General features: G+C 42.3%; 8 protein-coding genes. 6 read left to right on the forward strand and 2 right to left on the reverse strand.

Annotated elements, in window-relative coordinates; all coding sequences use genetic code 11:
- Positions 1-309: 309 nt before the first annotated feature.
- The 6 genes from DS891_RS21995 (at position 310) to DS891_RS22020 (ending at position 10,340) form a co-directional block, all read left to right on the forward strand.
- On the forward strand, positions 310-2,754 hold the full coding sequence (locus DS891_RS21995) for an ABC transporter permease (RefSeq protein WP_227387609.1): 2,445 nt from the start codon (positions 310-312) through the stop codon (positions 2,752-2,754).
- 45 nt (positions 2,755-2,799) lie between these two features.
- A complete protein-coding gene (locus DS891_RS22000; protein WP_102055873.1) occupies positions 2,800-4,161 on the forward strand; it encodes a sigma-54 dependent transcriptional regulator in 1,362 nt (453 codons plus the stop codon).
- Positions 4,148-5,443, forward strand: coding sequence for a PAS domain-containing sensor histidine kinase (locus DS891_RS22005; RefSeq protein WP_010607885.1), 1,296 nt, complete (start codon positions 4,148-4,150; stop codon positions 5,441-5,443). The genes DS891_RS22000 and DS891_RS22005 overlap by 14 nt, the downstream gene beginning before the upstream one ends.
- 348 nt (positions 5,444-5,791) lie before the next feature.
- Positions 5,792-7,045: an HlyD family secretion protein gene (locus DS891_RS22010; protein WP_010607884.1), complete on the forward strand. Its 1,254-nt coding sequence runs from the start codon at positions 5,792-5,794 to the stop codon at positions 7,043-7,045.
- 19 nt (positions 7,046-7,064) lie between these two features.
- Positions 7,065-7,790, forward strand: a complete 726-nt coding sequence (locus tag DS891_RS22015) for an ABC transporter ATP-binding protein (RefSeq protein ID WP_010607883.1) — start codon at positions 7,065-7,067, stop codon at positions 7,788-7,790.
- 93 nt (positions 7,791-7,883) lie between these two features.
- Positions 7,884-10,340 carry an ABC transporter permease gene (locus DS891_RS22020; RefSeq protein WP_174170930.1) on the forward strand — a complete coding sequence of 819 codons (2,457 nt, stop codon included), beginning with the start codon at positions 7,884-7,886 and terminating at the stop codon, positions 10,338-10,340.
- Positions 10,341-10,992: 652 nt separating this feature from the next.
- On the opposite strand, the gene DS891_RS22025 is transcribed toward DS891_RS22020, so the two are convergent.
- Together DS891_RS22025 and DS891_RS22030 are read right to left on the reverse strand one after the other, a co-directional pair.
- Complete coding sequence (locus DS891_RS22025) at positions 10,993-13,998, reverse strand: non-ribosomal peptide synthetase (protein WP_174170931.1); 3,006 nt, start codon at positions 13,996-13,998, stop codon at positions 10,993-10,995.
- A partial coding sequence (locus tag DS891_RS22030) for a condensation domain-containing protein (protein ID WP_254606017.1) occupies positions 13,982-14,725 on the reverse strand: 744 nt, incomplete at its 5' end. The genes DS891_RS22030 and DS891_RS22025, both read right to left, overlap by 17 nt.

The raw sequence follows: 14,725 nt of genomic DNA on the forward strand, positions 1-14,725 counted from the left end.
AATTAAAGGTCGCGTATTATCTACTATTAATGTGACAGATGAAAGTTTATCCAACATTTTTTTCAATAATCCTCATCAGAAACTCATAAATCAATGGCAGAGTATCGGATCACCACAGTCTAAGCGCAGTCACAGTCCATTTATGGTCTTTTATCGTCCGATAATGGACTAAATGATTGCAATAAAAATGTAAATTCTATATTTATCAAAAAGATAAATTCTGGCATACGCGTTGCTGACCTTGTTCTATTTGAGTGACATGTCTGTTACAGAATACAGACGGATATCGTGAGCGGATTTGGGGTAAAAATGGTAATACATTCTATTAAAATGGCCTGGCAAAGACTTCAATGCCACATTAGTTATGCGTTAACAATCACGCTCACTCTAGCAATGACGCTAGGCGCATTGGTATCAATGTATAATCTAAATTATCAACTTCTCGCAGCTCCGCTTCCCTATCCTGATTCTGAACGCCTAATGCTAATGCGTGGTGAATTAGTTGATGACCATAATGAGGTGAAACAGAGCAACTTTATTCCTCATGCGGGGAGTTTAGAGGCATATAACAAACAAACACAATTCTCTGATATCGAAATCATGGCCATTCAGAATATTAGTATTGATGTTGAACAAAGTTTACCGAGCAGTCCTACATTTAACATCGGTGCTATTACCCCTGAGTTTATGCCATTACTCAATGCGCCACTGGCATTGGGGCGCTACTTTAGTGCTGATGAAGGGGTCGGTAGTCAGCAACCCGTTGCAATCGTTTCATACCAAGTATGGAAGCGTTACTTCGGTGGTAACCCTGATATTTTAGATAAAACGCTCGTATTCAAAGGCGTTAGTTTTAAAATAGTAGGTGTTACTGATAAGCAATTTATTGAACCCGTATTATCAACACCCAACTGGTATACTGATGTATGGATTAGCTATGACTACAATGATTCACCAGCTCCGACATGGCAAAGGAATAATATCCAGACATATCAATTGCTAAAGTTACATGATGTGCAACATGCACGTCGCGCAAAGCTGTCTCTTGAAAACTGGCTCAACGAACAACTACAACAACAAACTGCTGGTGAACAAGCATTTGCCAACAGTAAAGTACATCTCAAATTTATCCCCGTTAAACATCGTATTATCGGTGAAGCATCGCAAGTGAGTATTATGATGTTGTTAGGGAGCCTTGTATTGCTGTTAATAGCATTGAGTAATATTTGTAGTTTAGTGCTATCACGTGCAGCAGAGCAACAAAAGAGCTTTGCTATTCAGGCCGCTTTGGGTGCAAAACCAAATCACCTATTTTTGCATATTGCAATAGAGCTAGGACTGCTGTTTATAACAGCCGCAGCATTGTCGCTGTTCATTGCCGAAGGGATCATCGAGCTGCTAAAGTCAGGAGTAGCTGGCCCATTAGCACGCCTACAAGAACTCAATCTAGAGATGCATACTATTGCATTTGCCTTCTTAGTCAGTATTACGGTGTGCTTACTCCTTTCTTGGATAGTAAGCCGGCAACTTAACTACCGCCATATTGTTCAGCAACTGCAAAGTAGTGGTAAAGGAACCAGCGTTCAAATCTCTGCAACGACTCGCACTTTACTAATCTCGTTTCAGTTATTTATCTGTCTTTCACTCCTCACTATTTGCATTGGGATATTCCAAACAAGCTGGCAAAACTTACAACGTGATACAGGGATTAGGGAACAAAATACCTATCAAGTCGCGCTTAACTTAGGCACTCTATTAGAACAAATGAGTCGGGAAGAGCGTCAACAATTACTCCTATCTGCCGTTGACTCATTGGCGAAGCTACCCCACGTCGCAACAGCTGGTATTGGGGGTTACCCGCCAATTTCCTACTGGTTGCCTGGTTTTTCTGACCGCCAGATGCAACTTGAACCGGGAATAGAAAAGAATGCTTTTGAGTATCAACGCACGACTGGTACGTCAACTTACTTCGACACCTTTGGTGCTAAACTTACCAGTGGGAGATCCTTTACCATGAAAGAAGCCATTAATAGTGATCCTGTCGTTATTGTAAATCAAACACTCGCTAAACGACTGAAAGAACAGGGACAAGTACTAGGTGCAAAATTATACCCACGTAATAGTCATGAGAGTTTAGAAGTGGTGGGTGTCGTTGATGATATCTATCTTCCTAAACAGCTGCACATCGCGAGAGTTTTTACACCAGCAATACCGACAGGTTACCCTTTCATTTTAATTCAAACCAAGCCTCACTCTACAATTAGCAGAGCGGAAATCAATCAAGTATTAACACGTATTCACCCTCAGATGCGCGTTTACAACTTCCAATCTACAACTGAGCTTCTAGCGGCACATTTACAGCAAGAACGTGTAATCAGTATCTTCACCTTAACACTTTCTGTGATTGCACTTGCACTCGCTGCGCTTGGTATCTATGGTGTATGTAAATACAATATGGCATTACGACGCTTTGAGCTAGGTGTCAGAATGTCATTAGGCGCAACACCGATTGCCATATTTTCACTCGTGTTAAAGGATAATTTACGACCTATTCTAGCTGCCGTATGCACCTCAATCTTGGTATTATTGAGTATTTCGATGCTTCAGGATACGCTTGTACCTGTTACAATAAATAGCGCTATCCATTGGTTAGTTTCTTTCACTTTAGTCGTTATTCTAGTCGTTGGTGTTGCGCTACTATCCTTAAAAAGTATTATTACCCGCCCAGCATTACACTCGCTTCGCGGAGAGTAATGCGGCTGTTGATGGTATGATAATAATAAATCAAGGAAGCTTGCTGTGAGCGTTAAACCACTAATATTGCTAGTAGAAGATAATAGAGAAGTTAGGTTGGCCGCACGATTTGTATTAGAAGATTTAGGCTTAGCTGTCGAGGAAGTTGAAAATCCAGTACAAGCACTAACTTTTCTAGCACAGAATAAGCCTAAGTTAATCTTGCTCGATATGAACTTTGAACTAGATTCAACATCGGGGCAGGAGGGTTTAAAGTTTTTAAGACAGCAGCAGCAGCTTGGCAATACGACACCTATTGTAGCAATGACAGCCTGGTCACATACAGAGCTTGTTGTGCAAGCTATGCAATTAGGCGCTGCTGATTTCTTAGAAAAGCCATGGAAAAATCAACGTTTCGAACAAGTAATCCGGTATCAGCTACAGCTCAGTGATTTAACTAATAAAAATCAAGGGCTTCAGCACGCGCTAGCTGGAGATGCTAAACCCGTACTTTGGCGTAGTAAAACAATGAAGCAGCTCATGGAGCAGCTTGAAGTGATGGCCCCTACTGATGCTAATATTCTACTGACTGGGGAAAATGGTGTAGGTAAGAGCCTTATAGCCCAGTGGATCCATCAGCACTCACACCGTTCAACGCATCCGTTTATTTCTGTCAATATGGCGACAATCCCAGAGCAACTCTTTGAGAGCGAGCTTTTTGGACATACAAAAGGTGCATTTACGGATGCTAAATCAGACCGTGCAGGACGATTTAAACTCGCGAATCTTGGTACTTTGTTTTTAGATGAGATTGGTACCCTGCCTCTAGCGCAACAAAGCAAGTTACTTCGGGTATTAGAATCCAGAGAATATGAACCTGTTGGCTCAAGCACTACTGAAGTGGCTAATGTAAGGCTAATTAGTGCCACCAATGCAAAGCTTGAACAGCTAATATCACAAGCTGAGTTTCGCCAAGATCTCTTCTATAGAATCAATACTTTTACCATAGAAATTCCTCCATTGAGAACGCGGCCTGAGGATATTGAATTATTGGCAGAGCATTTTATAAAAACCCACGGTAACCGATACGGGAAAAATGAATGTAGCCTCACTCCCGCAGCACTCAATCAATTAAAACTTTATGACTGGCCAGGAAATACTAGAGAGCTGGGGCACTTACTAGAGCGAGCAGTTCTATTAGCTCAAACAGATGAAATAGGGCCGGAGCAATTACATATGAGCACACCATCGCAGCTTACACAAAATCATTCAGAAGCATTACCTCTGATCACATTAGAACAAGCGGAACAACAATTAATCACACAGGCTTTGAATAATACGGCAGGAAATAAACAACAAGCGGCTGAATTACTGGGTATTACTAAACAAGCACTCTACCGACGCCTTGAGAAATATGAGCTTAACTAAAGAACCGTTAGCTCGGTATTTTGTAGTAAAGTTTTTACTGCTGGTAGTACTTGAAATTGTAGGCATTTGCGTTTTGAGTTGGCACTTAGACGTGCACATTTCGGCATCCATAACTTTATATTCACTACTAATAATTGTCATTTTTATTCTGTGTCAAGGCTTGCTGGTAAGACAGCTCTACAATCGTTGTAAATTGTCTTTTGAACGCTGCGGTTATCAAGTCGAAGCATGGTTAAAACGTGATTTTAGCCTAAGAGCTAAGCCCACATTTTCTTCGGGTGTTGTCGCGCAATTGCACAACCAACTGAATGCGCTCTCTGACATGTTGCAAAGTGAAAAAACGGATGAAGATGTCCAATCGTTTTTGGTCGCTGAGCTTATCAGTGTGTTGAATACCCCCATACTGATCTTTGATCAACGCATGCAACTTTGTTTTGGCAATGAAGAGTGCTACCAATTATTCCAAAAACCATGGCAAACTTTACGCTATAGTCGCCCTGAATCGCTTGGGCTAAGTAATACGCCACAGTGGCACTTTGTTGACCTTGGACTCAACAAGCGCTGGCAAGTTAGACACAGTACATTTACAAACCAAGAACACACTTATCATCTCGTTATTTGTATAGATATACAACATGCATTGCGAAATCAAGAGCTACAGGCTTGGCAACGCTTGATTCGTGTCATTAGCCATGAAATACGTAACTCACTTACACCAGTAACTGCCTTATTAGAAAGGTTGCAAACACGCATCAACGATCCTAGAGATAGCCAAGCTTTCGATATTGTCTTAGAGCGCTGTTTTCACTTACAGGACTTTATTCAAAAGTACACACAATTAAACCAACCAATAACAGTGACGATCCAGCGCCTATCGGGCACTGATCTCATAAAAATGGTACAAGGTATGTTTCCGGACCAACAGTGGCAAGTAGAGCTTTCTCCCGTTTACTTTCACGTTGATCCAACCCTGTTTAAACAAGTGATTATTAATATTGTTAAAAATGCCATAGAAGCTAGCCCGAGAGACTCAAAAATAACACTTCGGTTGTATACCACCAACAATACCGCTGTTTTTGAAGTTTTAGATGAAGGAAGCGGTGTAGCTAATAGCGATAACCTTTTTGTTCCATTTTATTCTACAAAACAAAAGGGCGAAGGTATCGGGCTCTATATCAGTCGTTACTTCGTTGAGCATATGTCCGGATCCATAAGCTTAACCAACCGCTCTGATAGGCCTGGAGCTCTTTGCCAAGTGCTCATTCCAGTACCCCTTAGTTAATCTAAACATCGGAAAATTAGGGTCTGTTGGCCTTTCAAGGTTAAATTTGCAGCAGCCTGTGTGGTATTTAGGCAAGACTGAGCCTATGTAGTGTGGTTGTTACCCATAAATAAGCGATAACGCAGTATGGAAGTCAAGGCAGAAAAACAGTTATGCCATGCCTCATTTCATAATAAATAGCGCCATTCTTGTTCCACAAATTGCTGGTCCGATTTACTCATCCACATAGTCCAGAACCGGACTTTACTTATCCAAATAAAAATAAAACAACAAACAAAACAACAAGATATAAATGGCACACTGTTTGCTTACATCAAGTTATCAATCCGATAAAAAAGGCAACTAAAGGTGGATGTAATAAAAAAGAAACAAGCTAAGCCATTACGTAAACTGTTTATACTCATAAGCATTCCTGTGGTACTTGTATCTATTTGGTTCATGATGGGGAAACTTTCAGATCAGACCAGTACTAAGCTTGAAAGGCATTCAATTATCATTGGCAATGTACAGCGCGGTAACCTTGACGTTGAAGTGACAGGCTATGGTGTACTTCGCTCAAATAAGCAAAAACTAATTACCGCACAAGACCCCGCAACAGTAAATGAAATATTAGTGCGCCCCGGCGGTGAAGTACTACCTGACACCATTATTTTAAAGATGCAGGATCCAGACCTGACGCAGCAGCTAGCCAGCGCAGAAATGGAATTAAACAGACAAAAAGCCAACTTCCGCCGACAAAAACTCGCAAACCAACGAGAGCTTCTCATGGAAGCTGCGACGTTAGCGGAATTAAAAAGTGAGCATCAGTCTCTAGCTATGCGCCGCGAAGCACAGCAGGAGCTCAGAGATCAGGGAGTTGTACCTGCAATTGAGGTAAAAACCGCAGAACTTGAAGAAAGGCAGCTTGCTGAACGTGTAAAGTTACAACATCAGCGTATAGAGCAGTTAAAGTTACTGCATAAAGAAGACTTAACTATTTCACAGGAATTAATAAATCAAGCTAATTCCATTCTCGCACGACTTATAGAAAGAGAAGCTAAGCTCACCGTTCGCGCTGGAACTGAAGGTGTTTTACAACGATTGGCTGTAGAACTAGGACAAAGTGTTGTGGCTGGCCAAGAGCTAGCGCAAGTAGGTAGTAGCGCAGATCTTCAAGCACTTGTTCGTGTTTCACAATCTAAAGCCGAGCAAATACGAGTGGGTCAACCTGCGGTTGTAAACACTAGACGTGAGAAAGTGCAAGCAACTGTTACTAGGATCAGCCCTCAAGTACAGGAAGGGACAATCGAAGTCGAGCTCACCTTCAACGATGCCGTACCAGAATCTGCAAGACCAGAACTCAACGTGGACGCAACAATCATGACACATTCATTACAGGACGTGTTATACGTCGAGCGCCCTAGTAATACTCATCCCCACACCCAACAATCTATTTTCGTTTTAGATAGTGCAGGAGAGTATGCCAACTCAACATCTGTTTCATTCGGTATTGACGCTGGCAACTATATTCAAATAGAGGAAGGTATTGGCTTAGACCAACAAGTTATTCTCTCCGATACTACCTCTTTCAAAACAGCGCAGAAAATAAGAATAATTCAGTAATTTAATAGGATAACAAACTATGAAAGAAGCAATATTGAAAATGTCAGGCATCACTAAGGTGTTTAGCACAGAGGAAATGGAAACGCACGCGCTGAGAGGAATAGACCTCGAAATATATAAGGGTGATTTCGTCTCAATATGCGGTCCATCAGGTTGTGGTAAATCAACTCTCCTTTCCATATTGGGGTTACTAGATACGCCTACAGATGGAAGTTATCAGGTTGAGGGAATAGAAGTAAGTAAATTAAGCTTGAGTGAAGCTGCACATATACGGAACCAAAAGGTTGGCTTTATATTTCAATCATTTAATCTGATAGATGAACTGACCGTATTTGAAAATATTGCACTTCCATTGCGTTATCGCAAAGAGCCAATGACCGAGGTTGAGATCACACAAGCGGTTACCAGCTGCCTTACAAAAGTAGACATGGGCCATAGAGCTAGCCACCGCCCTAATCAACTTTCAGGCGGACAGCAACAACGTATTGCTATAGCCCGCGCTTTGGTTGGCAACCCTGCGTTACTGCTTGTAGATGAGCCGACTGGTAACCTTGACTCAAAGAACGGTGATGCCGTGATGGATATGCTCAAAGCGCTAAATTTAGAAGGCACCACATTGTGCATGGTTACACATGATCCTAGGTATGCAGATATGGCAACACGAAAGCTGCACCTATTAGATGGCAAGATTTTAACTCCTCAAGAACAGAGCACTGAAAAGCATTCGGAGCCGTTGGCTAGCTAAATAACCATAAGAATACACAAGGAAGCTTAAAATGTACGAACCGCACTTCGAATTGCCAATTTTGCTCGTCACACAGCCGGTGAGGAGCTCAACATGTTGAAACAAGAGATCCAATCATGCTTATACTCTCTTAGCAAAGCAAAAATATTTACCCTTACTATAATTATAACTCTTGGAATTACTTTGGGCACGCTTATTGCCATGTTCAACTTAAACTTCCAGATTCTCGCAGCCCCCCTGCCATACCATGATAGTGAGAAATTATATGTCTCTAAGACAAACCACTACATAAAAGATAAAATTGAATTTGAAGACTACACCCCAATGCCAATTTTGGTCGAGGCGTATAAAAACGAAAAATCAGATCACATTCAAACTGCACTTTTTGCCTATGGTGAAGAAGTAATACGAAGCCGTGCCGATACCCCTCGGGTGAATGTTGCTTACACCACTCCAGAGTTTATGCCCCTTTTGGGTTTCAATTTCGAGCTTGGTCGTGGTTTTTCTGATGAAGAAGGTATCGATAGTATATCACCTGTAGCGGTGCTTTCTTACCACTCTTGGCAAACGTACTTTGGCGCAGATCCACAGGTTTTGGGAAAAACGTTCCAGATAGATCAAGTTAACTTCAGAATTATTGGCGTACTTTCAGAGAATACACCTGAGCCAGAGCTATATACTCCAGGCAGACTAACAAGTATTTGGCTTCCATGGGATTACCTTCCATCCTATCGACGAGATGCTCAGCAATGGGGATTGACAGGCCCAAACAGACACATTTTAACTAAAATTTTAGCGGATGAAGATATCGCGAAGCTGAATCACCAACTGACAAATAAATATAACGGGCGTTTTAAAGCAGAAACTGCAGGTCGTTCATTTTTTAATGATATGACTATCACTTTTGAGCTAAAACCATTAAAAGAAAAAATCCATGGCGACAGTGCATCAAGAACTATTTGGTTATTAGTTGGTGCATTTTGTTTGACGCTAATCGCTTGTGCCAATATCGCCAATTTAGTGCTCGCAAGAGCAGTAAATCAGCAGCGGACTATGTCCATAAAAGCGGCTTTAGGCGCTCAACGAAAACAGATCGTTCGAGGCATTTTCATTGAGCTTGCGACATTAACTCTCTTATCAGCAATTTTAGCATTGGGTGTATCGGAGCTGTGCTATTACCTATTAAAATTAATTGCAACAGACAGCTTACCTAGTGTTGCACGCCTAACAACTAATGTGCCGTCAGTCATATTTTGTTTAACTCTTTCAGCATTATTAGCTTGGCTAGGTGCTTGGCTTATCAGTGCCAAAATTAACTTCAGTAAACTAAACGCTCAAATACAAAGTAGTGGTAAAGGTACCAGCATCCAAGTGAAATCAAGTACCCGTTCAGCACTAATTTTCAGTCAGATCTTTCTTGCTAGTTTATTACTGATTTCTTGCTTTCAAATCTTTATAAACTCATGGTCATTGCTAAGCCAGGCTCCCAATTTCGTAAGTAAAGATCGTTACCAAGTGGAATTGAATCAGCTTTTCGAACCAAGGCCAAGTCGCGCTGAAAGAGATTCATATTATAGTACGAGAAGACAACAACTACTTGATATTGTAAGCGAGATAAGAGTCAACCCTAGAGTTGTATCTGCAAGCTTAACTACAGGTACGCCTGTCGAGTTTGGTATTAGTACTTTCTTAAGCCCAGACTCGGGGTTTGAGAATCAGTATTCTGTCTCTGGCAACTTAATTGATGAAGCGTATATACCAACGTTACAGTTAGACATTCTCCAAGGTCGCAATTTTACTCGAGAAGACGTGTATAATCGCTCTCCTTACCTCATTGTAAATAAAGAGTTTGCCAATAAGTTAAAGCCGGGTGGCGATGTAGTTGGTGAGCGTTATTACTGGTTAAATGGACGCCGTACAATTCAATATGAAATTATTGCCGTCACCGAAGATCTAAACCTACCGGAACAAAATAACTCAGCCAAAATGTGGGCTGTAGATAATATCGAGCGTTACGCTCCTTCTTTTATCATAGAAGTAGATTCAAACCAGCAGCTTACTCCCCAATTTATAAATAGTATTATCGCGAAGACCACACCCACGTGGCGAGTCTCGGATATTCAACCACTTGAATCACAATTAGCAAATTCTCTTGCGCTTCATTACATCGCTAGTTGGGCATCTCTAGCTTTGGCAATAGTGACACTTTCAATCGCCGTGATTGGTATATATGGCGTATTAAGTTATGGAATTAGCATGAGAAAATTTGAACTCGGGGTTCGTATGGCTATTGGAGCGTCACCACTTACTATTGTGAAAGGTGTGATCTTAGAGAACTTTAAGGTCATCATACTCGCGCTAATTGGAGCTGCAATCATAGTTTCAGGCGTTGCAGTGTGGATAACTTCAACCCGTTTCACATTCGCTCTTTCAACAACAGGATTAATATTACCAATAGTTACTATTATTGCAGTAACTGCGTTTACATCCACACTTGCTGTTTGGGGGATTATCAGAAGACCGGCAATTTATTCCCTACGAGATCAATAACTGCCCATCTAAGCACCCAGAACTCGGATTGAGAAACTATTATTCCGAGTTCTGCTTTCCCTCAATAAACATTCTAAAAAGCTATTAATTAACACGCTACGAGATGTAATCCACCTAAGTGAATTTTAGCCAGAACGCAGAATTTGCAGTCAAGCAACTTATACGAAAATTGATGAATTAAGCGCAGTGTGATGGCCTCTCGCATCAATGCCATTGATTAGTATCTTTACCTTGCTGTTAGGCCTACACCGAATAATTATGCTGTGCCAGTTTTAGCTTGTACAAGTGTTGATTACATTAAATAACCTGAGCTTGGGATAACAACTTGTTCTCTAGCAGCTGTTATCCCTTACTACTGCGTTAAATTTTCTTGCAATAGGCCAGCTATTGACGCACAAATTTGCCTTGCATTTAAGAAATAACTTCTGGCTAGAGTGATATTACGCTTTTGAACTTAGTGATTTTAGTGGATTAACTTACTTCTTACCCCGAGGTTAAATAAATGAACTTTTTTAAGCGTGGAGATATCGTATTTTCGTTCCAATTAGTTGGAGAATTAGCGTGATTGATGTTAGACCGATAAATAAAAATGGGCCCCATAACAGTATGGAGCCCAGCTCATTTCTACAACTGATTCATCTACGTCTAGTAGTTATTGAATACCGAGATAACGTAACAAGCCATGACTGACTTGCTCAACGTTAGGACTTTCCAGCATGGATTTATGACCTCCCGGTACCATTTCAACTGTTACAGGACCACTAAACCACTGCTTTGATAGTTCAATATAATTGCATGACTCGATCGATGAGTCCTCCGCGAACATCATTAGCACCTCTTTGTCCCAGATCTGATCAGGGCTATATGAGAAAAATGCTTCCGACTGCCACTTAGCCAACCTATTCAACTTATTAACAAGCTCTGTGTCTTTAAGTGATTGTGTCCATGTTGCTATATTTTCTAATCTAGAGTCCATATCCATCCTGTATGAACTCTGCGCAAAATAACTATCCAGCAAAACAAGCGATATTTGATTCTCAATACTGCCCATACACTCTGCAACCTCTTGGGCCAGAGCTCCACCATAAGAATGCCCAACTAAAACGATCTGTTTATTCTTAAACTGTGGCCTAATGCTGTCAAAGATATACTGTCCATGTGACTTGATCGTAGTAACTGACTCACAATCATCGAATACACCGGGATGGTGAATACTGATACATGGTACTCCGTGTGTATCAAGAGTCTGAGCGAAAGACCTAAAATCATTCGGTGTTGACAACACCCCAGGAATCGCAACAACCAAAAACTCAGACTTATCTTCACTTGCACTTTTGTTTAAAAATACTAACGGCGAATTGTGATTTCTATCTGCTATGTTTTTACTCTGAATTGCGTTGGCTTGCTCTCTCAGTGAGAGTGCAGTATACAAATCTGGAAAAGACACAGAAACAGCTAACTGAGCTTGGATCTGATTGTAAAGTTTTACCAATAACAACGAATGCCCACCCAGAGTAAAGAAGTTCGCCGTTGCACTGATCTCAGCGGCTTTTATACCCAGAAGCTGTGCCCAAATACCGGCTAACTGTTGCTCAATATCACCTTCAGGGCTTAAATATTCCCCTTGCAAACAACCCACATCTGCACTTGGCAATGCCCGTCTATCCACCTTGCCATTTGCCGTCAATGGCCATTCATCCACTGCAATCAGTATGCTTGGTATCATATGCTCTGGTAAATCTTGCTGTAATTCTGCCTTCAATGCCTGCAACCAGCTTGACTCATCTATATCCAGCCCACTTTGTCGCTGCACATACCCTATTAATTGCTTCTCTCCCGCGATGTCCTTCACTATCGCCAACGCCGATGCAACGCTTGAAGCTGCATGTAAACAGGCTTCCACTTCCCCAAGCTCTATTCTGAACCCTCTTATCTTCACCTGACTGTCAACACGACCTATGAATTCTATTCTCCCATCCGGCAGGTAACGAACTAGATCTCCGGTGCGGTAGAGTCGTCTTGAGCTGCCTGCTTGCGCCTCATCATAAAATGGGTTCTCTACAAAGCGCTCCGCTGTTAGCTCTGGTTGATTCAAGTACCCAAGCGCTAACCCTGGACCGCCCACAAATAGTTCACCAATACAACCTTGAGGCACCAATTGCTGGTGACCATCTAAAATGTAAATTTCATCACTATCTAAGCGATAACCTATTGGTACTCGCTCCTCCTGATAAGCCTGAGGAAATGTATAGGTCGTTGAGAAAGTCGTGTTTTCTGTTGGTCCATACCCGTTTATCAACGTTAACTCTGGCTGTATCTGCTGTATCCGCTTGATTGCGTCTAGATCTAGACTATCTCCCCCTGCTAGCAGTTGACGTAGCGATGTCACTGTCGGCACATGATAAGACCATTCTCTAAAGAAGCCTGCGGTTAACCACAGACTGTTAACGTTATGCTGTTCGAGCTCTTTATTCAGCTCTGCTGGTGATAAGTATGGTGGACGATACAGAACACATTGCCCACCGTTGAGTAATGGCCCCCATAGCTCTAAGGTCGCGGCATCAAACGCAATGTTTGCACAATGCATCATCACCGTATCACTATTCAGTGTCATGAAACTTTGCTCTATGACTAGTCTAGTCACTCCTTGATGTGGTGTGAGTACCCCTTTAGGCTGCCCCGTCGAGCCTGACGTATAAATCACATACGCAACATCCGACCCCGTTATCGCTACGTCTACATCCGTTGCTGCCAAACATTGCCAATCCTGAGCTATCTCATCCACCGCAACGACTTCCACAGGTAAATCCGGTAACGCCGATTTCAGCCTCTGTTGTGATAACAGCAAAGACATCCCCGTGTCCGTCGCCATATAACGTAATCGTGACTCCGGATAATGTGGGTCTAGTGGCACATAGCCMCCCCCTGCTTTCAGGATCGCTAAAATACTGACCACCATCTCTATGGACCTATCCATACAGAGCCCAACCAGTGTGCCTCGCTGCACGTGATGCCTCGTCATTAAATAGCGTGCCAACTGGTTCGATTGCCTATCTAACTCACCATAACTCATCTTGCTGTCACCACACACGACCGCTGTCTGCGTACTCTGTCGCTGAGCTTGCGCGGTAAAGTGGGAAACGATATTGCCCCACGCCTGCGTAGCATTATCACTTCGAGCATTACATTCGTGCACTAACTGCCTAACTTCTTTTGCTGACAGCATGTCTAGCTGAGACAGCGCAATATCCCACTCACCTCGTGTGTCTGCCAGCGCTTCTAATAGCTGCTGTAAATGCGTACTTAATTGTTCTATATGTGCTTCACTAAAGAGGCTCGTATCATAGCTCCAGCTAACGCCACCTCCTTGTTCATCTATGGCTAAGTCAACTTTTAAATCAAACTTTGCTTGCACTATATCTGATTGATAAGGCGCTACTTCTATTCCCGCCAGTTGCAATGGTTGATGCTCATGTAGGCCATAATCTGTATTCGTCGTCACCATAATCTGGAACAAAGGTCCATGGGCACGACTTCTTGGCACTTTCAGCTTTTCTACTAACTGCTCAAATGGAACATCTTGGTGACTTTGACCTGCTAAGTGGGTCGCTCGCACATGGGCATAATATTCCGCTAAGCTGTCATGCTGTGTATTCACCCTCAACACTAAGGTGTTTACAAAGAAGCCGATTAAAGGGGCTNAGTTGCAATGGTTGATGCTCATGTAGGCCATAATCTGTATTCGTCGTCACCATAATCTGGAACAAAGGTCCATGGGCACGASTTCTTGGCACTTTCAGCTTTTCTACTAACTGCTCAAATGGAACATCTTGGTGACTTTGACCTGCTAAGTGGGTCGCTCGCACATGGGCATAATATTCCGCTAAGCTGTCATGCTGTGTATTCACCCTCAACACTAAGGTGTTTACAAAGAAGCCGATTAAAGGGGCTAACTCTGCTTGAAGGCGATTCGCAACCGGTGTGCCCATAATGATGTCATGACTATTGCTATGTCTTGATAAGACCAATGACAATGCACCATGTAATAACATAAAAGGAGTCAATTGATGRCGTTTAGCTGCTGCCAATAACGCATCCGCTGTTTGCGCTGAAAACGCTGACACCACCTGAGCACCATGATATTGCTTCTCTGCTGGACGGGGATAATCCAATGTGAGGTTATGCACCGCGGGGGCTTCATCCAACTGCGCTAACCAATAACTGAGCTGTTTATCTAATACCGTATCCGTTATATGCGTTCGCTGCCACTGCGCATAATCTCCATACTGTAACGCCAATTGTGGTAAAGGCTCGGCTTCACCTTGACTATAGGCTTCATACAAACGTACAAACTCATTGGTCAACACCTGCATTGACCAACCATC

This window comes from Pseudoalteromonas sp. JC28 (genome assembly GCF_013319255.1).
GTDB lineage: Bacteria > Pseudomonadota > Gammaproteobacteria > Enterobacterales > Alteromonadaceae > Pseudoalteromonas.